This is a genomic window from Haladaptatus sp. DYF46 (assembly GCF_021083305.1).
In the GTDB taxonomy this organism is placed as follows: Archaea; Halobacteriota; Halobacteria; order Halobacteriales; family Haladaptataceae; genus Haladaptatus.
This window is the reverse complement of the sequence record NZ_JAJFAY010000013.1, coordinates 16,270-39,992: the sequence shown is the minus strand read 5'-3', so window position 1 is coordinate 39,992 and position 23,723 is coordinate 16,270. Positions and strand designations below refer to the sequence as shown.

The 23,723-nt window shown below is 51.6% G+C and carries 20 protein-coding genes; 7 read left to right on the top strand and 13 right to left on the bottom strand.

The window, feature by feature from the left end:
• Positions 1 to 296: 296 nt before the first annotated feature.
• The 6 genes from LJF34_RS27810 to LJF34_RS27785 form a co-directional block, all read right to left on the bottom strand.
• Positions 297 to 692: a hypothetical protein gene (locus tag LJF34_RS27810; RefSeq protein ID WP_231189905.1), complete on the bottom strand. Its 396-nt coding sequence runs from the start codon at positions 690 to 692 to the stop codon at positions 297 to 299.
• Positions 652 to 1,545, bottom strand: a complete 894-nt coding sequence (locus LJF34_RS27805) for a ParA family protein (protein WP_231189903.1) — start codon at positions 1,543 to 1,545, stop codon at positions 652 to 654. Before LJF34_RS27805 ends, LJF34_RS27810 begins: the two co-directional genes overlap by 41 nt.
• Before the next feature lie 521 nt (positions 1,546 to 2,066).
• Positions 2,067 to 3,281: an orc1/cdc6 family replication initiation protein gene (locus LJF34_RS27800; RefSeq protein ID WP_231189901.1), complete on the bottom strand. Its 1,215-nt coding sequence runs from the start codon at positions 3,279 to 3,281 to the stop codon at positions 2,067 to 2,069.
• A gap of 529 nt (positions 3,282 to 3,810) precedes the next feature.
• Positions 3,811 to 5,061: a transposase gene (locus LJF34_RS27795; RefSeq protein WP_231189899.1), complete on the bottom strand. Its 1,251-nt coding sequence runs from the start codon at positions 5,059 to 5,061 to the stop codon at positions 3,811 to 3,813.
• A 536-nt stretch (positions 5,062 to 5,597) separates the two neighbouring features.
• Complete coding sequence (locus tag LJF34_RS27790; RefSeq protein ID WP_231189897.1) at positions 5,598 to 6,308, bottom strand: nucleotidyltransferase domain-containing protein; 711 nt, start codon at positions 6,306 to 6,308, stop codon at positions 5,598 to 5,600.
• A 142-nt stretch (positions 6,309 to 6,450) separates the two neighbouring features.
• Positions 6,451 to 6,870 carry a hypothetical protein gene (locus tag LJF34_RS27785; protein ID WP_231189894.1) on the bottom strand — a complete coding sequence of 140 codons (420 nt, stop codon included), beginning with the start codon at positions 6,868 to 6,870 and terminating at the stop codon, positions 6,451 to 6,453.
• Between the two features lie 110 nt (positions 6,871 to 6,980).
• Between LJF34_RS27785 and LJF34_RS27780 the strand changes: the two genes are divergently transcribed.
• On the top strand, positions 6,981 to 7,256 hold the full coding sequence (locus LJF34_RS27780; protein WP_231189891.1) for a hypothetical protein: 276 nt from the start codon (positions 6,981 to 6,983) through the stop codon (positions 7,254 to 7,256).
• A 67-nt stretch (positions 7,257 to 7,323) separates the two neighbouring features.
• Here LJF34_RS27780 and LJF34_RS27775 read toward each other — a convergent pair whose 3' ends face one another.
• Complete coding sequence (locus LJF34_RS27775; protein ID WP_231189888.1) at positions 7,324 to 7,719, bottom strand: HalOD1 output domain-containing protein; 396 nt, start codon at positions 7,717 to 7,719, stop codon at positions 7,324 to 7,326.
• Positions 7,720 to 8,524: 805 nt separating this feature from the next.
• Here LJF34_RS27775 and LJF34_RS27770 point away from each other — a divergent pair.
• The 4 genes from LJF34_RS27770 (at position 8,525) to LJF34_RS27755 (ending at position 12,191) form a co-directional block, all read left to right on the top strand.
• On the top strand, positions 8,525 to 9,196 hold the full coding sequence (locus tag LJF34_RS27770) for a hypothetical protein (protein WP_231189885.1): 672 nt from the start codon (positions 8,525 to 8,527) through the stop codon (positions 9,194 to 9,196).
• Positions 9,183 to 9,455 (top strand): hypothetical protein, encoded by a 273-nt coding sequence (locus LJF34_RS27765; RefSeq protein WP_069451553.1) that lies wholly within the window; start codon positions 9,183 to 9,185, stop codon positions 9,453 to 9,455. The genes LJF34_RS27770 and LJF34_RS27765 overlap by 14 nt, the downstream gene beginning before the upstream one ends.
• A 4-nt stretch (positions 9,456 to 9,459) precedes the next feature.
• Complete coding sequence (locus tag LJF34_RS27760; protein WP_231189882.1) at positions 9,460 to 11,559, top strand: type B DNA-directed DNA polymerase; 2,100 nt, start codon at positions 9,460 to 9,462, stop codon at positions 11,557 to 11,559.
• 311 nt (positions 11,560 to 11,870) lie between these two features.
• Positions 11,871 to 12,191: a hypothetical protein gene (locus tag LJF34_RS27755; RefSeq protein WP_231189879.1), complete on the top strand. Its 321-nt coding sequence runs from the start codon at positions 11,871 to 11,873 to the stop codon at positions 12,189 to 12,191.
• Positions 12,192 to 13,484: 1,293 nt separating this feature from the next.
• Here LJF34_RS27755 and LJF34_RS27750 read toward each other — a convergent pair.
• The 4 genes from LJF34_RS27750 to LJF34_RS27735 form a co-directional block, all read right to left on the bottom strand.
• Positions 13,485 to 13,856, bottom strand: coding sequence for a hypothetical protein (locus LJF34_RS27750; protein ID WP_231189877.1), 372 nt, complete (start codon positions 13,854 to 13,856; stop codon positions 13,485 to 13,487).
• 116 nt (positions 13,857 to 13,972) lie between these two features.
• Positions 13,973 to 14,551, bottom strand: coding sequence for a hypothetical protein (locus LJF34_RS27745; RefSeq protein ID WP_231189876.1), 579 nt, complete (start codon positions 14,549 to 14,551; stop codon positions 13,973 to 13,975).
• 1,145 nt (positions 14,552 to 15,696) lie between these two features.
• Complete coding sequence (locus tag LJF34_RS27740) at positions 15,697 to 15,960, bottom strand: hypothetical protein (RefSeq protein WP_231189875.1); 264 nt, start codon at positions 15,958 to 15,960, stop codon at positions 15,697 to 15,699.
• On the bottom strand, positions 15,960 to 16,265 hold the full coding sequence (locus LJF34_RS27735; RefSeq protein WP_231189874.1) for a hypothetical protein: 306 nt from the start codon (positions 16,263 to 16,265) through the stop codon (positions 15,960 to 15,962). Before LJF34_RS27735 ends, LJF34_RS27740 begins: the two co-directional genes overlap by 1 nt.
• Before the next feature lie 829 nt (positions 16,266 to 17,094).
• On the opposite strand from LJF34_RS27735, the gene LJF34_RS27730 reads away from it, so the two are divergent.
• The gene (locus LJF34_RS27730; protein ID WP_231189873.1) at positions 17,095 to 18,504 is read left to right on the top strand and encodes an ATP-binding protein; all 1,410 of its coding nucleotides are present in this window, start codon (positions 17,095 to 17,097) and stop codon (positions 18,502 to 18,504) included.
• A gap of 160 nt (positions 18,505 to 18,664) precedes the next feature.
• Here the strand turns inward: LJF34_RS27730 and LJF34_RS27725 are convergent, their stop codons facing one another.
• Both LJF34_RS27725 and LJF34_RS27720 read right to left on the bottom strand, forming a co-directional pair.
• Complete coding sequence (locus LJF34_RS27725; RefSeq protein WP_231189872.1) at positions 18,665 to 19,372, bottom strand: hypothetical protein; 708 nt, start codon at positions 19,370 to 19,372, stop codon at positions 18,665 to 18,667.
• A gap of 445 nt (positions 19,373 to 19,817) precedes the next feature.
• Positions 19,818 to 20,387, bottom strand: coding sequence for a hypothetical protein (locus LJF34_RS27720; protein WP_231189871.1), 570 nt, complete (start codon positions 20,385 to 20,387; stop codon positions 19,818 to 19,820).
• A gap of 158 nt (positions 20,388 to 20,545) precedes the next feature.
• Between LJF34_RS27720 and LJF34_RS27715 the strand changes: the two genes are divergently transcribed.
• Complete coding sequence (locus LJF34_RS27715) at positions 20,546 to 23,653, top strand: cbb3-type cytochrome c oxidase subunit I (RefSeq protein ID WP_231189870.1); 3,108 nt, start codon at positions 20,546 to 20,548, stop codon at positions 23,651 to 23,653.
• Positions 23,654 to 23,723: the final 70 nt, after the last annotated feature.

Sequence of the window (23,723 nt, the reverse complement as noted above, 5' to 3'; positions counted from 1 at the left end):
ATTTAAAGACAGAGAAAGGATTTCAGATTCAGAATTGTATTAGTTGGATCACCGGTTCAGCTACTTGAGAGAAGAGAGTATCCAGCGGGCAGATACAATTTTTGTATACAGTATTCGAATATAGCATATGTAGACAAAGTTCAGTCCAGAAAAGACAGATTCTGACTACACAATATTAGGATACCGATTGTGACAGCACCAGTAACCAGCATACGTATTCAGTATACGTTTTCAGAATACACATTCAAGATATCGATGCAGAAGCCACAGTCAGAAAGCGGAAACAAACAGCGAACTCAGAACTCGTCTTCTTTAGACAGGAGGTGCTCTTTTTTCGCCTTTACTGCTTGGTCAACCGTCTCAGGAGCCACCTCTTGCAACCCTACTCGAATGAGATCCCCAATCGTTTGGCTTCGATTCACATTGGAATCGTTTTCTCGGTTGAGTGCCCTGCGTGCATCTGTTGCAACATTTTCAAGTTCTCCAGACTTCTCGAGTCCGTGAAACAGTGCTGCGAGATTCGTATCTCGAACAGTGATATTCGAACTGGCGTCACCGTTGTCAATTGCTTCATAGGCTTCCTGAACTGTCTGCGTTAGTTCGACAGTCTCGTCGGCCTGGGACGGTTCGGACGTTGAACGTTTCTGGTTCTTACTGTTCTGGAGGAGCTTTTCGGCTTTGTCTTGGCTCATTGGTCTCTGTGAGTCGGTTAAGGAGTTCAGTGGTGTTCTCTCGATACGCGTTTAGCACACGCTGCCCTGTATTGTACAGCTCATCTTCAGGGACAGCAAAGAGTGTGCAGCCTTCGTTTTGCTTCTTCGAGATATCCTGTGAATTCGGGACAGGAACCAGGGCCGCCTGGTCTGGATATGCCTCTTGGAGTTCAGCAACGAATTCCTTTGATAAGTTCGTCGAGCTCTTCACCATCGTCGGAATGACCATCGCGAGCTGCGGATCGATTGGATGTTCTTTGCGAAGGTCATCGAGATCGTCGCGAAGATTATCTAGCTGGTTTCGTTCGAACGCACCAGGTTTGAGTGGCGCAATGACGTTTCTGGCGGCGAACAACCCGTTCAATGCAATGTTGTCCTCTTTGCCCGGCAGATCGAGCAAAACGAAATCATATCGATCGTTCAGGTCTTCGGTGATGAACTCATCTAGCTTCGAAAAACGCTCCTCGACAGGAACGTTTGCGAGATTATTATCTGCACCACCGAGTCCAGGATCTGCGGGAATAAGGTCAATGCCTTCTCCCGTATCATAGACCATGCGATCGACGACCTCTGGAATATTGTCTCGAATGAATTCCCAATCTTCGCCAAAAATAGCGGAGATAGGAGCATCGATATCTTCGACCTTATTGTTCATCCCAAAGTGAGTGGACAAGTCGTTTTGCTTCCCGGCTAAGTCTATGAGGAGCACGTCAAGATCATGCTCCCGTGCAGCTGCAACAGCCACGTGTGCGGACGTAGTCGTCTTTCCGACCCCGCCTTTTTCAACGTAGGTTGCAGCACGTAGTATCCGGTTGCTCGATACAGTGACCATATGCATTTGCTGTATACATATACAACATACAAAAAGGTGCGTCAGACAATAGGAAATAGAAATGCAACCTCATGTATCGACTTGGATGAGAGCGATCTGTGTGGCTTTAGAAGAAGGTCAACAGGTAACGATCACAAGCCGCATCTGCATAGTGTATACAAATACAATATACAGATACTCTATGCAGTATTATTTAGGAGTGTCTGAGAGGTAGAAGAGTTTCAATCGAATAGCCATGCAATACTGATGACTGTCGAACCTAATCAGTTTCAGGGATATCTGACTCACCCAGTCTGTAGAGTTGGTTGAAGCGCCCAAACTGAGTTAGTATTGGATACCAACGATCAAATACACGGGAAAAGATCTCTTGTCGATCTACTATACAATACATGATAGAAGACAACCCCATCAAGCTCAATCTTCCCTCACACCCCAGTATGTCCAGTGTCTTCTCTAGCAAACACCCCACTACGTCCAGTGTCTGACGGACGCAAGACAGTGGACAGAGTGGGGTGACTATATCAGACTTGATCACCGAACCGTTGTTGGATTGATTCGGTTTTACCTACGATGTCCACAGTCTCTTCGAGTGCTTCTAAAAGAAGCTCTGGACTAGTATCGAGGCTATACTCGTAGTACCGTCCGCCTGCTTCTCCTTTGTTCCGCTCCGTACGGCTCGCGATTCCAAGCATAGCTAACTCACCAAGATGGTCACGCATTCGACGCGGGACAAGTGGATCAACAGCGGCGCGCTCGCAAACCAGCTCATATTGTGGTTGAACATCTCGAGCGCGCGTAGGAGTTTTCCCTTCCTCATTTAGAATCAAAAGTGCGTAGAGAACGAGTTGGCCTTGATGAGTAAGCCCGTTAACTCCCTCAACAACGCGGCTCTTCTCAAGTGAGTCACGTGCCTCATCAACGTGCGCTTCAGTGAGTTGTTCAGCCTGGTGTTCAACGGCGATATCACCCGTTTCCATCAGAAGGTCAAGGCTCTGCCGAGCGTCACCTGCGTCCTTTGCACCATATGCTGCACATTTCGCGATGACAGCATCAGGAACAACGTCTTCATGGAACGCAATATCAGCCCGCTGCCGAAGGATGTCACGGAGTTCAGCTGCCTCATACGCTGGAAATTGGAGTTCCTTTTCACAGAGACTTGATTGAACCTTTGACGAGAGTCCTTCGCGGAATTTGAAATCGTTTGAAATCCCGATGATACCGACCTTGGCTTCTGTAAGATTCTTGTTGGCTCTTGCGCGAGGGATTTGATAGAGGATAGAATCGTCATCGATGTGGTCAACCTCATCCAGAACGATGATCACGGTATTGCCTACATTATCGAGTTCCGCCCAGAGCATTTCGTATATCTGGCGCTTTGAGTACCCAGTCGTTACATGTTCTTCCGGAGGACGGATTTCGTTAATCAGTTGAATCGCTACTTGGTAGCTCGTGGAAAGGTCTTCGCAGTTTGTTCGAATCGTTGTGATATCGACATCGTACTCTTCCGCGTCCGACTGAAGTTCTGAAAGAAGATATCCAGTACAGGCCGTCTTACCCACGCCTGCTTTTCCGTAGAGAAAGATGTTCGATGGCTGGTCACCATTAATCACGGGCTGGAGAGCAGAGATATACTGTTGCAGTTCCTCATCACGGCCCACGATTTTCTCGGGTTGATAATCCTCACGGAGGATATCCCGGTCACGATAGATATTCGTATCTGGCTCGAACAGCCCCATTGAACCAAGTCTCGTTAGATAGGGTAATAAAACCACCGTGTCTACTGTGTCTCGTGTGTCCGGTGTCCGATTTTTCGTGGGACCCACACACCCCACCGCGTCCAGTGTCTCGGTAGAAACGATGCTTGAGATGTCACACGAGAACTCTAAACAACGGTAAAGTTTATTACTTCCCGTATTCAATTACTCCGAACGATAGTCAGCGTTAAAGAGAAAAGGCTGTTTCTGGAAACAATCTGGCGAATTGCTGTATTTGGCCGTTCTATGTTTGCGAAGACACTGGACAAAGTGGGGTGTGGGAGGGCTACGATCAATCTTCTGTGGCTGTAAACCGAGTCTTAGCGTCCGTTTGTGTGCGATGAAACGATGTGCTTCTTTAGTTTGTTCTCGTTCACTCACAGAGACAGTTGAAGTGGTCTCGTGGGTGATCCCGCAGGAACTTATGTATCGTTATCGCAAGTTCAAGCGTGACATCCTCCTCGCCGTAAACAGCGAGGCTTCCCGTCCCGCAGGTGGGATATTTGCCGGTCTACGACACGACCTGTTCTCTCGTGCGAAACATTCCGCTCTCGCGGTCGAACAGGTGTACCGAGGGCTGTGCCACACAGCCGTTACTCCTATCCTCACCGTGAGGATTCGGAGTTATCTTCTGGCGCATATTCTCTGCCCCGTTACAATCCGCGTTGGCGACCAACTCACATGATGAGCAGACGTACAGGCCACGCTCAACACGATTCGATTTCGTATCGTCACCGCACCGTGAGCAGGTCTTCGACGTCTCCCACTCGTTCTCTTTCAGCACCTCGACACCGTGTTCTTCGCCTCTGTATTCGAGGTACTGGTAGAGGCGGTCGAACGCCCATGTGTGCAACTTCTTGTTGCCTGTCTTGCCCCAATCGGACTCTCGAACGTTTTCAGGCCAACTCACCGCGAGCGCCCCAACACCGCGTTCGACACACTCAGTAATGATGGTGTCTGAGAGAGTGTGAAAAAAGTGTGTTTCACGCTTTGTGAGTTTCTGCCGTGCCCACATCGACTTCTCGGATGGGCCGTTTTCTCCCTCCGTATCGTACTCGGCACGTTTGAAGTAATGTTTGTCCTGTTTGAGGGAGTTGCCGGGGTACAGGACGTATTCGTCAGGGAATGCGACCGTGGCGAGGTTCGTGATGCCAAGGTCGATGCCTGCTACTCCGTCGTCCGCTGTGTCGGTGGTTTTGAGTTCGACTTTGCACACGAAGTGCAGTTCCCACTCGTTGCCGTTCCAAACCGCCCTGACGTTCTGCACCGAATCGACTTCTGTAAGGTTGATGTCGGGGCGGGTCTGGTATTCACACAAGAGGAAGTCGGACCAATATCCCTTGAGGTTCGAGCCTTTGCTGAGTCGTATGCGGTTGTTCCCAGGGTCGTGCTTGAACCCGTCTTCTTTGAATGTAATTGCGGAACGGGGACGAGTGTCGCCGTGTTTGCGGTAGCCGGGCGGATTCGCCGTGTCGTCTTTCTGTCGCAGGTCGAACCATGACTGGAAAGCGTCGGAAAGTTCTTCAATGACTTTCTGACTGGATTGTGCGTTCAGGTCTTTCCAGCACGCTTGGTTCTTCATGTACGATTTCAGCGGGCCTTCGTCCGGAATTTCACCGGTTGCGTCCCATATTCTGCCTGCCGTCCACCGTGCGACGTTCCAGATTTTCGAGGCGGAGTCTCCGAGCGAGTTGAGGCCATCGCAGACCTGTCGGTGGTTCTGGATGGAACCAACGTAGGTGCGCGTGACCTGAATCGCCATAGATAGCCTATCTAGATAAACCTACTTAACAGTATGGCTTACGTTGAATATCCTGCCTGCTATCGACGATGATTTGAGTCGGCGTTGTCGGATTCACTCCTGCCCTGAAGGCCGGGATTCTCTCCTAAAAAAGCATCCGCCTGCTCGGCAGTAACCGCCCGCCCGGAATAGTACGACGCCGCTCGGTTCTCGTTGTACAGTGCTTGGAAGTCTTCTTTCAAATCGTCGCTGATTACTCCCAATTCAAACGCGCGTTGTTACGCGTATTCATGGTCCATGAAATCATGGACTACATCGTCGCTCATTGCGATAGCATAGAATTCGAATGAGCGTTCAATCGCCCCAAACGCGAGTTCGACGACCGCTGTGTGGTAGCCATTTTGATCTTGAAGCGTCTGTGCAGCGGCAATCAGACGGCATGCCTTCTTGAGCTGTGCTTCCTCTTCGGTCAGTTCGGCAAGTCCTTCCTCCGGTGTTCCACCTCGCTCAAAAGACCGATGGGCCTCTTCGAGTGCATCTGTGACTACCTTTGGACGTCACTCATCGACTAGGTCCTCCATTATCGATTGGAATTTCTCGAACTCTTCGGTCTTGGAAAGTGTGATCCCAGAGACGACGGTTTCAGCGATTTCTTCTGTATGGGCGGGCACAGACGCAGGGGATTCAACAACAATATGAAAATCGTATCGTTCGCCATTGATTTGCTCCGATGCGAGTTCTTTACCGATTTGAGCTGCACGTCGTTGGTTGCGGCCTCGGTGTTCGCGGACCAGCACCCAGAGATCAATGTCGCTTTGTCGATCCGCTTCACCCCGTGCCACACTCCCGTAGACGAGAATTCCGAGGACATCATCGAGGTCTTCATTGAGTGTCTCGACAGCAGCTCGTACCGGTGCGTGGAATTCTGCCTGTGGGATACGGAGCAACGGATTATCTGGAATCATCACCCGTTCTCGATTGATACTGACGAGTTTCTTGTTTCCTTCCTGTCGAATGTGGACAAGGTCATTTGCTGCGAGCACGTCGACTGCTTTTCCGACGGTCCGATGTGTGACGTCCACCATGGACGCAAGTGTTCGGATCGTGTACTCCTTGAAAGGACGATCAATTAAAAATTGAAGCAATTTATCTGTTGCTTTGTGGCGATAGAGATTCGGGTTGCTTGCTGGCACTGGAACCTGTATCGTCGCTGCAGATGTTTCTTCACCTCCCGTTGACGCCGCGTGTTGGCTACCTTCGCTCTCCATAGATACTCTATGTAACCACTACTATAAAAACTTTATACGTGTGAGATTTGAATAGGTGTATGAGAATTGCTGAGGTGATGGTCGCAATCAGCACGCATGGTTGCGAGAGTTAGTATCAAATACTAACTTGCGATAACCACTTTCAGATCTGCTCTTTCCGAATTGTCACTATATCTGCCGCCACTCGTTTGGATCCCTCCGCTGCAATCACGAGCAGATTCGGCGCTGGCGTACAGGGCGCTCGATCACCGGCGTGAAATCCTGCATCTGCAGCACCGGGGAGTTGCACCTGGTATCCATTGCCTGCAATCTGCAGTGAGGCGTTTGCAACTCGGTGGATCGAGACGGTATCGAGCGCGGCTGACGTTGCGAGTTCAACGATGTTCTCATCGGAGATTCGGTTGAGGTCGACGACGAGCAGGAGACCGTCAAATGCGAATACACGGATGTCTGCAAGCCGGGTGGGCTCATCGTCGGTTTCTTCGACGAATCCAGCGGCTCGGGCAGGCTTTGTGACCTGGAGAGCAAAGCCATCGCCGGACCATTTGATTGTGTTGGACATTATTGGTTAGTATGGTATACTAACCCAAGAGTGTTCATCTTGGGAGATGCGCTCTCGACTCGGCGTTGATGGTGAGAAGTGGGGGCATCCATCCTCGCAGGTGGTATCCCGTGTACTTACCTGTACAGCTCTCAAATCCAGAGATAGCAATGAGTTCGAATGGGACGTCGCCACTCACTCCACTCGCGCAGGATGCGCTTGACGCCCTCGCGACAGCACTTCCGGATGCGGGAGAGCTCACGTACGAGCAAGCGTATGCAATTCTCAACGACGAAGAGGATCTTGAGCGCCCTGCTGCCGAGGATATCATCGAACGGCTCTACATGAAAGGCCATCTCTATGAGGTCGAAGGGAAGCTCCGGTTGACTGATTACGGGGCTGAATAGCAACGTCAATCTCGGTAGTACAAAACGCATGGTTACTACATCGCGAAGTAAGGACCAATTTTCTTGATTAGCTAGCTGGACATGGATTTCCATCCGTATCGCGTTGTGTTCCGATCGGTTTGTAAATGAGGATGGTATTGTCGCTCCGAACAGTGACGAGATAGTCCTCAACCGTGAATCGCACCTCAACGTCGCTCTTTTTCGATGCACTTGTTGTAATGATGTCTTCGAGTGCATCTGGGTCCACGTATTCGTACAGCGAGAGCGTGGTCTGGCCACCTGCCGGCTCGATCACATCAATGAGTGCTTCTACGACACCAGCAACAAGCTCTGAAGTCGATGAGTCGAAATCAATCGTCTCAGAGGCGACCAGTGCATATTGCGGTGGTGAGCTCGGGCCGGAGTATTCTGCGGCGGAACCGAACCAACCGATTGCTTGGGTTCTTTCTGTGTCACTGTTCATATTTTCTATTGGTCCTCCAGAAACTTGAGTAATGGCCGCTTACCGTAGAATTCACTAGGTTGAAAGAAAGTGACGCTAGAATTTGAGTTCGACACACATAGTTCGGATATTTGACCGAATCATATGATAAAATCAAGCTATGACTGACGAACTTATTTTATCCTTCGGATTATTGATGGAGATACGCTCTCACACTGGCCAGTACGACGCCATCGTCTGGCGTCATCACCCGACAATGGCTCGTACTTGGGTGTGAGGGTTACCTCTCCCTTTCCCCCGCTGTCCGTTCCGGTACGTGAGTGTCTCTATTGTTCAGTGGTTTCTCTGTCAAGCAGCCAGGTTTCGGAAATCCGTATCGGAAACGGATGGAACGTATCGAGCTCTGGTGGTGTTGTCAAGTATCTTGGATCAGAGCTGACAGAGGTCAATTCGTGCACAACGCCGTCAGTATCGGAGGTTTTTCGCTCTCAACAACCCCTTAGAATCGCCTGTATGAGTCGAGTGAAATTCACGACAAACTCATCAATCAATTCATTCGACATCATCTCGCCCTCATCGATATTTTGCGGAAAAGTTGTGGGACTCAGACTGGCCAACGAGTCCGAAATATTCCGAGTTTCCGCCGGACTTCTACTGGGAGAAGTGAACCAGTTTACACCACAACTGTATAGGGTGTGTTCTCGTATTGCTGTAGCGTCCTACATGGTGGTAACTCACTCTGGTTGACGTCGGTCGTTCCTGTATTGGAATATTCGGAAGCGACCCTGGCGTGCCTTTCTGATACCCCGGTGAAATATTATCTGTGATGCGCCAGACAGCACCAGAACTACCCTCACTTGCCCCCGGTATTACACTGCTCGAAACCGACGAGCGCATGACGGGTTCACTCCAGTCGCTTGTCCTCGATCAATTGCTCTTGGATGACGGATCGGCCATCTGGATCGATTCCCACGGGAACGGAACAACACACCCGCTGACGCGGATTACACCTTCAATGCGAGTCCTCAGTCGGATTCACATCGCCCGGGCGTTCACTCCGTGGCAACACCAGAGTCTCGTGCAGGATCTTGCTGAAGAGCTTACGGACGAAACGACGATTGCTGTTCTACCAGCTCTCGATTGGTTCTACCGGTCGGAGGATCTTCCACGGGGTGATGATGAACGCATGCTTTCGACTGTGACCGAGCGGATCAACGAGCTTGCCGAACGGTTTGAGATTCCGGTGCTTTTGACGTTACAGACGGACGATACGCTGACAGCACCAATTCACGACATCGCTGATCAGACGATTCAGTGTAAACAGACTAAGCTCGGACCACGGTTCGCTGGCGAGGAGTACGAGACGTTGGTCTACCCACTGGAGAATGGGTTAGTACAAACCACACTCGCGTATTGGAAGCGTATTCTCGCCAATCGGCATCCAGCAATGGTTGATGCGGACGTTTCTCCGGAGGTGAGCGTGAATGGGGCGTACTAACACAACGTATCGTGATTTACTGCGGGCAATGGAGTCGCGGTGGCAGGAATATCGGCGTGCACTCCGACACGCTGACCAGGCTGTCTTTGATCGGCTCTTCGAATATGCCCGCGCACATGCGGACGCGAGTGGGCTCCAGAACCACCAATTCGTCGAGATTCCAGCGCTGATGTCGATGCTCATCGAGCAGCAAAAGCAGATTGAGGATCTGGAAGATCGACTCGATCACGTCGAGGATGATTTGAACGATCGGGGATGAGACGATGGTGCACAAAATCGACTACGTCGATGACGACGTGCTCAGATGGTCGGTAACTGAGACGGGGGTGGAGTGTGAAGTCGATGAGTCGTATACGCCGACGATCTACGTGTCTGTGCACGGTGATGGCGACTTTTCGACGGCACGTGCTGCACTTCGTGACCATCCTGCCGTTGTTCGGGTTACTGTCGTCGAAGAACGCGTGAGCTTTCGGCACGATCCGGAGCAAGTACTTCGGGTGGACGTGGTCGACCTCAGGGCGGTCAACTCGGTGGCACGAATGGTGAGTAGATGGGGTTCGCCTGGTGAGTATCGCTGCTACGACGTCGATTTCTCGCGGGAGTTCCGCTACTGTCTCGAAGAGGGGGTTGACCCACTGCCGAACCACGAACTCTCGCAAATGCAGATTTCTGTGTCGGAGACGGAGCTTACGAGCGAGAGGGTTACCGAACTCACGATCGACGACGAGACGGTGACTGGGAGTGAGACGGACGTGTTAACCACGCTGTCGGCTCGGGTTGAGTCGATTGACCCTGACGTTCTGTTCTTGAATACCAGCGACCTCATTCCCGTTCTGTTCCAGCAGGCTGATCGGTTCGACGTCAAGTTCCAGCTGGGACGACGACCTGGGTGGCAGCAGTTGGCGGGCGAATCAACCTACGAAAGCTACGGACAAGTCGGCCACTCACCGGCACGCTACAATCTTCCGGGTCGGGTGATCATCGACGGCTCGAATACGTTCATGTGGAATCAGACAAATCTCGATGGCTGTCTGTATCTCGTCGAACAGTCGGGCAAGCCATTGCAAGAGTTGGCGTGGTCGTCGATCGGGAACATTCTGACCGGGATCCAGATACAGGAAGCTCGGGAGCGGGATGTGTTGGTCCCGTGGCGGTCGTGGCGACACGAGAAGTTCAAAACGATGCGCCAGTTGCATGATGCCGACCGGGGTGGGTTCACCTTTGCGCCGGACGTCGGGTTGCATGAGGACGTGCACGAACTCGACTTCTCCTCGTTGTATCCGAATATCATCGTCACGCGGAACGTGAGCCCGGAGAAGATTCGGTGTGAGTGCCATGCCGGTCGAGAGGATGTACCGGGCATCGGGTATGCGATTTGCGACGAGCGGGGCTATCTGCCCGATGTGCTTGAGCCGTTGATCGAGGATCGTGATGCGATCAAAGCCGAGATACGGGAGACTGAGGATGAAGATCGTCGCGATGAATTGGAAGGCCAATCCAGTGCGATCAAGTGGGTTTTGGTCTCGTGTTTCGGCTATCAGGGCTTTTCGAACGCGAAATTCGGGCGTATCGAGTGCCACGAGGCGATCAACGCGTATGCTCGGGAGATTCTGTTAGAGACGAAGGCCGTGCTCGAGGAGCATGGGTGGCGCATTATGCATGGGATCGTCGATAGTGTGTGGGTGACACCGATCGAAGACGAGGAACAGACATCGTTGTCTAAGCTTGTATCGGAGATATCTGAAGAGGTAGAGATTCGGCTGGAGCATGAAGCCCACTACGACTGGATTTCCTTTGTTCCGTTGCGTGATTCGGATGCCGGTGCATTGACGAAGTACTTCGGGAAGGTCGCTGGTGAAGATGAGTACAAGTATCGGGGTATCGAGTGTCGCCACCGCAGTTCGCCGTCGTATATCGATGACGCGCAGAAAGCGTTGATTCGAGCGGTGGATGCGCATCGTGATCTGGAAGCGGTGTGTGAGGAATTGCGGTCGTGGGTTGATCGACTTGAGCGTGGGGCGGTTGATCCAAATGAGTTAGTGATCACGAATCGGGTTTCGAAGAAGAAGGAGGACTACACGCAATCGACGCGGAGTGTGGCGGCCTTGGAGCGGGCGGCTGATTTGGGGTTGGGGTGTGCGCCTGGTCAGAGTATGTCGTATGTGGTTGTTGATGATGCGAAGCAGTCGAGAGAGCGGGTGAGGTTGGCAAGTGAGGAGTTAGATGAGTATGATGTCGAGTTCTATCGGGAGTTGTTGGTTCGTGCTGCGGCGAGTGTGTTGTCACCGCTAGGGTGGCGTGAGAGACGCATTGAGCGAGAATTGGAGCAGTATACAGAATCCAGTTTGGCGTCGTTTGGATGATTAGAGGAATGTCTCCATTCGGTGACTCGCCGGTCTATCGAAAGTAAGGAGACCCTTAGCTAATGAGACGGATGGTATCTTGCTCTCTTTGCAAGCTAGGATGGTGTGGTGAAATCCATCGGCTGGATGATCTCCTTTCACATTATTGTCTACAACTCAGTAATTCTACTCTTAATCCATAAGATTAAAATTGCTAGCTAGTATCTCATGAAAAAACACCACATGGCGGATATCCATTCATGCTTCGAAAATGTCAAAGGTATAACTTTATAATACAGGTATCCGTCAGTATTTCATAGGACCAATAGACAATGACACGTGATGCCACCGATCCAACGGAACCATCGCTTGATGCACTGTTTGAAATCCTCGCCAACCAACAGCGCCGCTATACTCTCTGCCTCCTCTCGGAAATGAATGGTGTCTCAACTGCAGTCTCAGTACTCGTTGATGTGCTCACCGACGATCTTGAGATATCGTGTAACCGTCTTCGGATGAATCTGCGCCACCGTCATCTGCCGAAGATGGCTGATTACGGTCTAATCGAATATAATTGGCAGGAAGGAACCATTCGCTATCAGTGCAGTGATCGGCTTGAGGCACTGCTAGAAGTCAGCGAACGCAGGAAGTGAGAGTAATCGCAAGACGGAATAAGAGTCTAGTCTTCTGGGAGACGATGCTGTGCACAAGTGTCCAGAAAACCTCCATTAATTTCTTATTCGTGGCTCCTGTCTACGGACTCGTTGAGAACAGCTGCCATAACAAGACCTTGCAATATCACCGTGGCTGTTCTAGTGGGAGGAATTCATGGAATCAGATTCAACTGACATTGGGAATCAATCAGCACGTACTGGCGGACCTCGTTCACTAACTGAGCAAATCATTCGAGTGGTTGCAGAATCAGACGGACGATCCAGAGAAGATCTGGAACCGTTATATGAGGCGATCGATCCAGACGCACTCACTGCACTCTTTGCACCGCGAGCAGATGGGTCGTCCCGTGCTGTTGGCGACGTCTCGTTTGAGTATGCAGACTATTGGGTGACTGTATCGAGTGAGGGCGCTGTCGAAATTGACGCTATCGACCCATAGATACGACGGTCTGCAGTGATCGTCGATTTCGTTTTGTGCTCGGGAGTGAACAACCACTTTACTAGAATGGTTGACTGCTGTCACCCGTTTCCAATGGAGGGAACTTCTCTCCATTGGAAAGAGTGTTCCCGTCCAGGAGATACATGAGGTTAACACTGAGGTGTGTTGTCACCTCACAGAGGCTACGGGATCGATTCACTTGGTGGTTTGGATCGATGGGACATATCTGCCTTTCTGTGGTGCAGCTATTTATTACAGGGCCGATACACGGCCGCACCCTTATTATGTTGGCTAGCCAAGTACACTGGTCATGTCACTTTCCACTGCTGTGCGGCGGTGGTTAACTGACGAAGATGGCCTCGTCTATGAGTGCCGGAATTGCGGAACAACACTAGAGGCCACCGATCAGCAATGTCCGACCTGTGGGTCGACTGAAATCGTCGTCTTCGACGTTTCATAACTTGCTTTTAAGACTGTTGTCCGTCGTATTCCCGAGGTTCGTTACTGGCTTGTCTCACACGGGATTGTCGCTCCAACGTCTGAATGAGGGTGGACATCCAGTGCCCTGTCTCCCTTTTAGTCCTAAGTGAACGGTGAATCCAATTGTTCCGTGTGGAAGTAGAGTGCACGTTTCTGTTCGGGAAGTTGCGTATCGTCTTCCACATCATACCGAACGGTACAGCGGCGGGGATACCGGGTGAAAAAGTCAAACACAGTCCCCGGGAAGAGATCGTCCCATCGAACACCTTGTTCAATCACGATTTGTTGGTCGTACGGTTTCCCACAGAGGGGGCACTCATCCGTATCTGGTGTCGGTCTTGGCATAGCATGGTCTAGTTGGCTTCGGCAAGGATGGGTTTGACGGCGCTCGTCACCTCCTCAAATTGCGTCATCGTCAACGAATCCGTTGTAAGATACAGCCCGGCGTGATTAGCTATTACACGTACGAGGTAGCCATTGTCGAAATCTCTGAGTGTAAAGTTATACTCACCAAGTTCAGACCAGTTGTACGTCCGCTGGAGGTTGAAGCCTCTGCGCTCGGTCTCAATGAAGCCGAGTTTGTCTCCGCGTTCGAGTTCGTCGCGGAGATACAAGTGTTCGGCTTCGTCTGGCGTGAAGTACGTGAGACTGCGTAGTTCATCGCCGATTTGTGTGCGGCACGCCCGAATCAACTTCTCGGTCGTAGCATCAGCAAGCGTGCTCATGTGCGACAGTTAGCCACTCGTGTTGAAAATATGTTTTGGCGAGGGAATTCTTCATTTTACCATCTCAAGCGAGAATCCTCTCCCTTCAGAGCGAGGAGATGTCGAGGTAATAGCTTCTAATCGTCGGTAGAGTGGAGCTCTGGCGGTGTTTCTGGGACCGTGTTCTGTGTATACCAATAGTGGGTGGCCGCCAGCATCCCGAAAGCCGTTAGAACTCCGAGGATCGCTACAAACCAGGAAAGAACGGTCACTGGATAGAAATGTACCCAGAGCCCCATGAAAAGGAGTATACTCCCTAGTGTGAGTCCACAATAATAGCGGTTCCAGGGAAGCATTGGTCTGGTGAACATATTCAGATAGTTGTCAAACACTCGTATGCGACTCGTCGGCTGTATTTTCCCGGTCTCTGTGTCGTAGTCGATGATTCCAGCCTCGGCGAGTGCCGGAATGTGAGTCTGATACAGTGAAATATAGACTCGTTTTCGCTGTTCGCCCAGGAGGTCTGTTGGTGACGTGTTGTATTCCCATGCAGCGACATGGTCGGTCACATCGGCAAAGTCAACAGTGCAATTTTCTCGTCGTAGATAGTGAACTGCATATCGCCGTCGCATGCTCTGTAACACCTCGAACACTTGATCGCGTGATAGTTCAGTTCGATTCATTGAATCGTTCATGGGTTCAGCGAATGCCTTCATGTCACTCTCCTCGATGGGCAGTGATTGAGTCGAATGCTACAGAGATCACCATTCTACAGCCTAGTCTCTCGTCTTCGACCTTTGTTATCTCGACGCTATCTATGGTTAGCAGACCTATACAGCCGGTATCAGGTGGTGTAGAATTACCACTCCTTGTCGAGAGAATGTTTGAACAGTAGTTGTAGTACGGCCGCTCACATTTGTTACTCGTACTCAATTCGTTGGTGAGGGCGTTCACCGAGTGAAGGGTCTCGGTTCCGCTTCGAAGGACCTCCCTGTTCGAGCCTATAAAGTGTCTACTTCCAATCGGGCATCTGAATTAGTGATGCTGTGGTTATCAGCGACTAGGTCGCCTGATTTTGGGGCTATCATTCCCATTCTCGTTTGTAGACTCATCCTATCGAACCGGTGGCGAAGCTACGACGCACTACCTGCCGATTACACCGTTGTAATAGAGGTGGATCGCGAGAGCGACCCCTCCATTTCGCAGAAATAGACACGGCGTCTGCTTTCGATGTGTTCAAACTAGTAGTCGTAGCAATGCGATAGCATACTCATCTGAAGAGAAACCATCCAGCTGGCTATCGTTGGGGTTAGGGCGATGCCTGATGTGATTCGCTCGGCCATTTCGAGTACGTGCGCTGGAATTTTTCTGAGGGAAAGCGTGCAGAGGTGTTGAGATGGGAAGCGCGCTGGAGAAGAATCGGTTGTCACCCAATTTCTCACACTCAGCTTATGTGGGTTGGTAGCCTGGCTCTAAGTGCTATGAATGATGAGGAATGGGAAGATGGTGACGTTCGCACTCGGACAACAAACCGTGCCACATTACGGCCCCCACCCAGTATCCAGATTATTAACGCTGTATCCGATGCTGCGGACTGCCCACTTGAGGAGCTCGAACCACTGTATGATGCTATTGACCCAGATGCGTTGGATCGCCTATATACACCGACATATCATGGGGACGTGCGCTCTGACGGAGAAGTGATCTTCTCGTACGCTGGCTATCAAGTCGTGGTCGATAGTTCAGGTACTGTCGAGCTGACCCCCATCGAATAGTACAGCAGTCTCATCTTCCCCGATCAAAGAGTGATATCCACCGATCTGCTCCCCCCACCAAGATGGGGTTCTGCGACCCCCCGTGATTACAACGCTATAATCCGCGCCCTCCGTTCTCCTCCGTTGGCTTCGTGGACTCGCATCCACCCGGCAAGGTCGGGGTGGGCGAACGTGATCTCGATGTGGTGACCACCGACGACCATTGCATCGTCCACACACAGCGTTCGAGATTCCTTGTAGGTCACACCAGGAACGCGCTCGGCCATCTCTTCCATCACGCGATAGCCGTCGTTCTTGTACGCACAGTCATAGTGAGTTGCCACCTCCCGATAGCCCAACCGTGCAACCATCACGTCATTGTCTTGGCAACGTTCTTCACGTGCTCGAGGACATTCAGGTACTTGTCCTCGACTTGCTGGCTCTCGGCACGCTTCTCGCGGAAGTTCACGAGCCCCGTATTCTGTTCCGAACGCTGGACCGTCTCGAAGAGCTGACGGCCTGCATTGGTTGCTTCGGCGGCGAGGTTCGGCGAATCGTCGTCAACACTCTCTTCGGTCTCGTAATCCCGCACGAGGTTAATTATACGTGAGACTGACCCCCGAAATCGTGCATTCTTCTCCTCTGCTTTGGTGAGATCGTCAATGTCCGATTCCATGGTCTCGGTGGTCTCTTCAAGACTACCGAGCTTTTGTCGGTCCTGAGCACGCTCTTTCGTTGCACCTCGCGATAGTCTTCGAGCTCATTGACTCACTCGTCGCAGGTCGTGTTTTGTAAGCGATCATCGTTCGCCTCGTTTCGCGTTTGAACACATATTTGACACTAAAAACACATCGTTATCCACGTTTCACGTCTACTCTCTAATACTGATAATTTTGTGATTTCTGTGGATTTTTGTCTTCTGTGATAAGCTATTCTGTCACCCGTGTCTCTCTGCACCCTGTACCTACCCTTTACTTTGGACGAATTTCGAGGTACGAATGGCGATATAACGGCGCTAGATTTGCATATAATAACGGAGGGCTACTCTCTGGCCGTTATTTGTTATATGCAAACGATTGCGGGCTCTCTGAGGGATATATGCACTGTGTTGAGCTCTCTTGCTACTGAATATCGCATTTACTGCTAATCGACCGGATCTTGTTACTCATGCTATGTGAAAATGGTTGGATGTGCTATATGAAAATAGACGGCGAAAATCGGCTTAGACGTCTGAATTCGCTGCACAAAATAACTCTCCCGTATTTGCAAACCGGCTAATACAGCTAGGCCGAAATACAGGCGATAAAGTAGGTTCTCAATATGACAGGATGAGATAGACCGGTTTTCTATTGCAAGCTACTATAACAGATATGACTGTTTACATGGTCCAACAACCGAATTCGATAACGTCGGATAACGTAGCTTGAACTAACGTAGCTTGAGCTAACGTAGTCCTATCTACACAATCGCGCCCTTTATGTTGCCATCGAATCTACAGGCGAACAATGCCACCATTCGTTAACAGAACAAACGAGCTCGATCGACTCACGAAGCTCTACAATAGCAACTCTCCAAATTTGAGTGTGATATACGGTCGTCGGCGAATGGGAAAAACAGCGCTTGTCGTCAAATCTATCGAAAACCGCGAGGATGCCGTCTATCACCAAGCAGCACATGGGACTCCCGAGCAACAGCTCGATTCGTTCATTGCCGATGCGACAACAGCCTTTCCTGGGATCAATCGGATTCGAAAGGATTGGGAAAATGTTCTCACATACCTTGCTGAACAAGACGCAATCGTCATCCTCGATGAATTTCCCTATCTTGTTGACGAAAACGAGGCTCTTCCATCAATTATTCAGCGTATCTGGGATCACGAAGTCGAAGAGACAGCGGCAACCTTCGTCTTGACTGGCTCTGCTATTGGGATGATTCACAACATCGCCCTTGATGGGAGCTCACCGCTGTACGGCCGCATCTCGAAGCGACCGAATGGGAAGCTCAACATCGGCCCGCTCCCCTTTGGAGCGGCGATGACCTTCTTCCCCGACTATGATCCAGCAGAACAGGTCATGGCGTACGGTGTTTTTGGGGGGACACCAGACTATCTTCGCGCTGTTGATGACAGCCAATCACTCAAGCAGAATATCACAGAAACGTTGCTCCTTCGTGATGGTGGTCTCCATGAAGAGCCTGAAAATGTTCTGTACAGGGAATTGGACGAGGTGGATCGATACTTTGCCGTGCTGAAGGCGATGGCCGAAGGGAACCGCCAGCGAAACGAGATTGTGCAGGCCGCAAGCATCAATGCTAACAGTGCTGGATATTATCTCTCCCGTCTGCGAGAACTCCAGATAATCGAGCAAGAGTATCCAGTCACGGTTGACCCATCACGAAGTCGGAACAGTCGCTACCGAATCTTGGATCAGCTATTCGCGTTCTGGTTCCGGTTCGTCCATGGACGATCATCGCGGTATGAGGTCTTCGGGCCAGATGCGTACGATGAACTCGTCGAACCCTATCTTTCGGACTTTGTCAGTGGCACATTCGAGCAGCTGTGTCAACGGGCGATTCTCTTCGAATACGGTGATAAGTATACGTTTACAGAAGAACCAGACACATGGTGGGACACCGATGGGCGGGAAATCGATATCGTTGCGCCAACGAACAGTGACACGTTAGTTGTGGGCGAAGTGAAGTTCACCCAACAGCCACTCGGGTACGATGTCTTTGCTCAGCTCCAGCAAGAAGCACCGCATATCGATTGGACACCGAATGGGGGTGAAGAGCCAGACTATGAGTATGCGCTCTTCAGCCGGAGTGGATTTGCGTCATCGTTGGAGGAAGCCCGTGATGAAAGGAATGATCTTTGTCTTTACACTGTTGAGGACGTGATTGAAACGATCATGGACTAGGGGTTTTGGGATCGCTTTTCGAGGTGCATAATCGTGGCGGCACTGTCTATACAAGGAAACCAAACGTCAGCGGTACGATTGACAATGTGTTATGCACTGTACGTAGGTGGCTGATTCTTGACAGCGAGATCGGCTGTACCGTGAAAGACTGACTTCGACTCTATGTCGTTCGTACAAATCCTGAGCTTGGTTCGTAGACCTCTCCTTTCTGTTTGAGCTTTTCAAGCTCTGTTTGCGCCTTCGACTGTGTCATCCCAACCATCTCTGCTTCGATTAGGATGAAGGGCACGGGTGCTCCGTCCTCGCATTCATCTTCGAGTTTGGAGATGAGTTCTTTGATGTTCTTTATTCGATCTCGTTGTGATTTTGAATGTCCGGTCTCGACGAGACTTGGCTCAGACTGTGCTGACTCCGTCTGTTGCTCACGAATTGTTCCAAATACTGTTCTGATTCCAGTTCGATGGTCTTTGGTTCGATGCTCGTCTCGCCACTCGTTTGCCTCGGATTGGGTTGCAAACTCTTGTGTCGTCCTACAATCGCCGCAGTGAGCCGTCCAGGATTCCTCTGTCTCGATTTCACCAACTGCTTCATGGTCGGTATACTCCGCGTGATCCGATTGGAACTCTTCAGCTTCATATTGTGAGTCGAATGACCACGACTCGTTGCAAGTTTCACATCGAAGGCGATAGTCGGTCGATTCTGATACCGAGACCTCTGGCACTGCCGAACCCTGTACCCATCGAATATCATGTCCCGTGTGTTCGACATGTTTCCGGGAAAATTTCTCTAGCGACGAATAATCGTCCGCATCCTCATCCATATCACACTCAGTACATTCCACAGAGAATGATTCGAGATTTATTTCCATACCAGCAATGCAGACTCGGTTGCAATCAATGTTTCTTGGCCAACTGTAGCTACGATTACGGCTGATGACGACGTCGGGTTTCTGGAGACGAGTGAGAGTAAGCGAGGGTCCTTGGGACTGGTCGTTTGTCCTCATTGTGAACGGGTGATGGGTGGCGCCGCGACGGCTTCGTACGATTGCATCCTGTTCTAAGCCGAGTTCCCGAACGTCTATCTCTCGGAAGACATTGACAGTATCCTCGGTATGGACGATTACAACGTTATAATAGAGGGGGATCGCGAGAGCGACCCCCTCCATTTCGCAGAAATAGACGCAGAAAACGACGCACTCCACCGTACCCAACCGACTAGTACCACCATGTGTCACCGGCAATGCGGTGTGAATCTTTTGTGGTGGTGCCGCCCGAGAGGGGGTTCGGAGAACCCCCGTGATTACAACGCTATAATTAGCGCCCTCCGTTCCCTCCTGCGTTGGCTTCGTGGGCGCGCATCCATCCGGCAAGGTCGGGGTGGGCGAACGTAATCTCGATGTGATGGCCACCAACGCCCATGGCGTCGTCAATCGACAACGTTCGCGATTCCTTGTAGGTCACGCCGGGCACACGCTCGGCCATCTCCTCCATCACCCGATAGCCGTCGTTCTTGTATGCACAGCCGTAGTGAGTCGCCACCTCCCGATAGCCCAATCGTGCAACCATCACGTCGTTCGTCTTGGCGACGTTCTTTGCATGTTCCAGCACATCGAGGTACTTGTCCTCGACTTGCTGACTCTCGGCGCGCTTCTCACGGAAGTTCACGAGCTCCGTGTTCTGTTCCGAACGCTGCACTGTCTCGAAGAGTTGGCGACCTGCATTCGATGCTTCGGCGGCAAGGTTCGGTGAGTCGTCGTCAATACTCTCTTCGGTCTCGTAATCGCGCACGAGATTGATTATACGCGAAACTGACGCTCGCACACGGGTGTTCTTCTCCTCTGCGTTGGTGAGTTCGTTGATTGTGCTGCTGTCGATCTTGGGCATGTGCTTTCACCGCCTCTGTGCGATAGTCTTCAAGCTCATCGACGGGGGTGAAATCTTGTTGAATTGAGTGTTGTACTGATTGTATCTGACCCATACGCTTACGTGGTGCTCTATAGTAGTGTCTGTGGGAAATGATAAATTAAATAATAATGTGAACCATGTCCATCAAAAAACGCCTCTCGCAGAAAATATCGACTCCAGATCACGAACAAGTATCGTCGCTACAGGAACAGACAACGACCTATTTGAAGGACAAACTCGGCACGAGGACAGAAGCAGTCGCCGAGCTCACAACACTGATTGATCAATTCACTAACGAACGCACGGCTCATGCAATCGAGAATACTATTGCTCGATTTATAGAACAGTACGAGCCGAGTGACAATCTCGAATTCTCGGATGATCGTGCGCTTGAGACCTTCTTGCGTCGATATAATTTAGAGAAAACCCGCCTCGACGATCATTTACTCGAGGTGGTCCGAAGCCAATTCGCCGTGAAGACCACCGAGGAAACTACACAATCGCTCGGACGTATCGCTGACGAACTCTCAGGAGAGTCGAAGGCAGACGTCGATCGCTCGGTCGACGATACCCTGACGGAGGTGCTATCCAGGTTCGTGGCTGACGGTGATGAGGATCGGGTCCACTCTGTCGGCGATTTTCTCGAGCGAGATGCTATCGACACGGCTCAGCAGGTCGAACAGCTGTTCGTTGAGGACCTACCGCGAGTGGTGGAAGAAACACGGACGACCGACGTGAAGGCGGATCAGGGGCATGCTTCACCGACGACCGCAGCAGCAGTTGCTGCGATGGCTATCCTTTCTGATGGTGATCGAATCGATCCCGCCTTCGAACGCGTTCTGATCAAACTGGCCTCACACCTGCTTCCCATGCATAGCGATGTGGATGGACCTCCAAACAAAGGACTCGTCGATGCTCTCCCGGAAATCGTACGAGCCATCCGTGAAGAGGATGTAGACTTCGAGACACTCAACTCGAAGCGGACTGGTTCGATAGTACTCGTTGCACTGTTCATCGCCAATCTTGTTGGAATGGGTTTGGGAGCGTGGAAGTCGTATCGGCATGCGCCGCCAATTCCCGACGAAATCCGTGACCAAAATGGCGACATTGTCGCCACCGACGAACAGATCCGGCTGGGAAAGAAGCTGTTTCAGGCCAATGGGTTGATGAACCAGGGGTCAATCCTCGGTAACGGATCGTATTTCGGAGTCGATCTCACAGCTGATGCTCTACACCTTAAGGCTGAGTTCATGCAGGAGTACTATGCACGAGAACAGGGAGAAGACTCTATCGAGGCACTCGATGACGACGAGCAGGTCACCATCGAAGAACGCGTCAAACGAGAACTCGACGCCGACGCTCCAGATGGATCAACCATCCAGTATTCGGCCGCTGAAGCGTATGCCCATCGGCGAATTCGTGAACAGTACATCGAGCGGTACCACAAAGGTGACCCTGACCGAGGGATTCCGCCAGAATTCATTGCGACGCCCGAACAAGCCGAGCGCATCGCCGACTTCGCTGTTTGGACAGCATGGTTTGCCCACACTAATCGACCAGACTCAACCCACTCATACACGAACGACTGGCCGTATGAACCAGCGGTCGGGAACCGGCCGACCGGGCAGGTGTTGGTCTGGAGCACGATCAGCGTCTTCTTGCTTATCTTCGGTGGTGGCCTCGGAGTATGGGCGTATCACTCGCTTGACTTCGCTGAACCGACGACCGACGTTATCGACATTCCATCGCCTGACTCGGTGTCGATCACTCCTACGCAGTATGCTGCGGCGTGGTACGTCCCGGTTGCTGGGGCACTGTTCGCAGTGCAGGTACTTACTGGGGCGCTGCTCGCGCACTATTACGTTGAGCGGACGGGTTTTTTCCGGATTGAAGAAATGCTCGGAATCGACCTCGTTTCGCTACTGCCATTCACGACGGTTCGAACGTGGCATCTCAATCTCGCAATCCTGTGGATAACGACCCTGTGGCTTGCAGGGGGACTCTTCCTCCCAGGGCTATTCAGCGACCGCGACCCGCCCTGGCAAGCGACGGGCGCATCGGTGCTGCTTGGATTACTCGTCATCACGACCGCTGGTGCGTTCGCGGGAGTCTGGCTTGGAATACAGGGTAAATTCGGTTCGCCTGAAGAGAGCAGGCTCTGGTGGTGGCTCGGCTCTGAAGGGCTTGAGTATCTCGAGGTGGGCCGACTCTGGAAGTTGCTCTTGCTTGGTGGACTCGCTGGATGGACAGGACTAGTACTTCGGAGTGTTCGACAGATGGACGAACCGCTCGGGGGGCTCGGACACTTCTTGGTATACGCGGGTGGTTCGATCGGACTGCTATTCGGTGCGAGCATGCTCTACACTCCAGAGACGAACATGGCAGTGACAGAGTTCTGGCGCTGGTGGGTCGTCCACATGTGGGTCGAAGGCGTCTTCGAGTTCTTTGTGATTGCCATCATCTCTGTTGCCCTCGTATCGATGGAACTCTTAGAGAAAGAGGAGGCAGAGAAAGCAATTCTTTTTGAGGTGTTCGCGATCATGGCGGCGGGTATCGTCGGCGTCTCGCATCACTACTGGTGGGTTGGCCTCCCTGATTTCTGGGTGCCGCTTGGGACGACGTTCTCGACGCTTGAGTTCGTCCCGCTCGTGTTCGTTCTGTATCGAAGTATCGGCGAATACCGGTCATTAAAATCCCAGGGCGAGGAATTCCCGTATACCATTCCGTTGCTGTTCATTCTTGGCAGTAGTATCTGGAACTTCGTCGGTGGCGGTGTGCTTGGCTTCTTCGTTAACTTGCCGGTGATCAATTACTATGAGCATGGAACCTATCTCTCTGTCGCCCATGCCCACGGGGCAACGTTCGGAGCGTTCGGTTTGCTTGCACTTGGGCTTGGGACCTACATCCTGCGTGTTGTGACGCCCGAGGCGGTGTGGGATCCGACGTGGTTCCGAGTCTCGTTCTGGTTCATGAATATCGGGCTCACAATCATGGTCGTTGCATCGTTGCTTCCGGTCGGATTCGCTCAACTCCGGGCGGTCTACACGGATGGCTATGCTGCCGCACGGAGTCTGGAGTTCTATGAACAGCCACACATTCAGACGTTGTTGTGGGCACGGACGTTCGGGGATACGCCGATGATTCTCGGGGCCCTTACGTTCACCGCTGGCGCTGTCCGTCACCTGTATGCTGCACGAAAGGCACCACTAGAACGGGACAAAGGAACGACGGGCACACCGGTTTGATTTGAGTCGGTGCGCTCATCATACCCTCGCTTTTTGCGGGTGATCGCCTCTCGACGGGCTTGTGTCGCGG

Bases quoted from the DNA above. Each gene is read 5' to 3' on its own strand.
- LJF34_RS27810 (WP_231189905.1), bottom strand. From the start codon at position 692: ATGAGCCAAGACAAAGCCGAAAAGCTCCTCCAGAACAGTAAGAACCAG.
- LJF34_RS27805 (WP_231189903.1), bottom strand. From the start codon at position 1,545: ATGGTCACTGTATCGAGCAACCGGATACTACGTGCTGCAACCTACGTT.
- LJF34_RS27800 (WP_231189901.1), bottom strand. From the start codon at position 3,281: ATGGGGCTGTTCGAGCCAGATACGAATATCTATCGTGACCGGGATATC.
- LJF34_RS27795 (WP_231189899.1), bottom strand. From the start codon at position 5,061: ATGGCGATTCAGGTCACGCGCACCTACGTTGGTTCCATCCAGAACCAC.
- LJF34_RS27790 (WP_231189897.1), bottom strand. From the start codon at position 6,308: ATGGAGAGCGAAGGTAGCCAACACGCGGCGTCAACGGGAGGTGAAGAA.
- LJF34_RS27785 (WP_231189894.1), bottom strand. From the start codon at position 6,870: ATGTCCAACACAATCAAATGGTCCGGCGATGGCTTTGCTCTCCAGGTC.
- LJF34_RS27775 (WP_231189888.1), bottom strand. From the start codon at position 7,719: ATGAACAGTGACACAGAAAGAACCCAAGCAATCGGTTGGTTCGGTTCC.
- LJF34_RS27770 (WP_231189885.1), top strand. From the start codon at position 8,525: ATGCGCCAGACAGCACCAGAACTACCCTCACTTGCCCCCGGTATTACA.
- LJF34_RS27765 (WP_069451553.1), top strand. From the start codon at position 9,183: ATGGGGCGTACTAACACAACGTATCGTGATTTACTGCGGGCAATGGAG.
- LJF34_RS27760 (WP_231189882.1), top strand. From the start codon at position 9,460: ATGGTGCACAAAATCGACTACGTCGATGACGACGTGCTCAGATGGTCG.
- LJF34_RS27755 (WP_231189879.1), top strand. From the start codon at position 11,871: ATGACACGTGATGCCACCGATCCAACGGAACCATCGCTTGATGCACTG.
- LJF34_RS27750 (WP_231189877.1), bottom strand. From the start codon at position 13,856: ATGAGCACGCTTGCTGATGCTACGACCGAGAAGTTGATTCGGGCGTGC.
- LJF34_RS27745 (WP_231189876.1), bottom strand. From the start codon at position 14,551: ATGAAGGCATTCGCTGAACCCATGAACGATTCAATGAATCGAACTGAA.
- LJF34_RS27740 (WP_231189875.1), bottom strand. From the start codon at position 15,960: ATGGTTGCACGGTTGGGCTATCGGGAGGTGGCAACTCACTATGACTGT.
- LJF34_RS27735 (WP_231189874.1), bottom strand. From the start codon at position 16,265: ATGGAATCGGACATTGACGATCTCACCAAAGCAGAGGAGAAGAATGCA.
- LJF34_RS27730 (WP_231189873.1), top strand. From the start codon at position 17,095: ATGCCACCATTCGTTAACAGAACAAACGAGCTCGATCGACTCACGAAG.
- LJF34_RS27725 (WP_231189872.1), bottom strand. From the start codon at position 19,372: ATGGAAATAAATCTCGAATCATTCTCTGTGGAATGTACTGAGTGTGAT.
- LJF34_RS27720 (WP_231189871.1), bottom strand. From the start codon at position 20,387: ATGCCCAAGATCGACAGCAGCACAATCAACGAACTCACCAACGCAGAG.
- LJF34_RS27715 (WP_231189870.1), top strand. From the start codon at position 20,546: ATGTCCATCAAAAAACGCCTCTCGCAGAAAATATCGACTCCAGATCAC.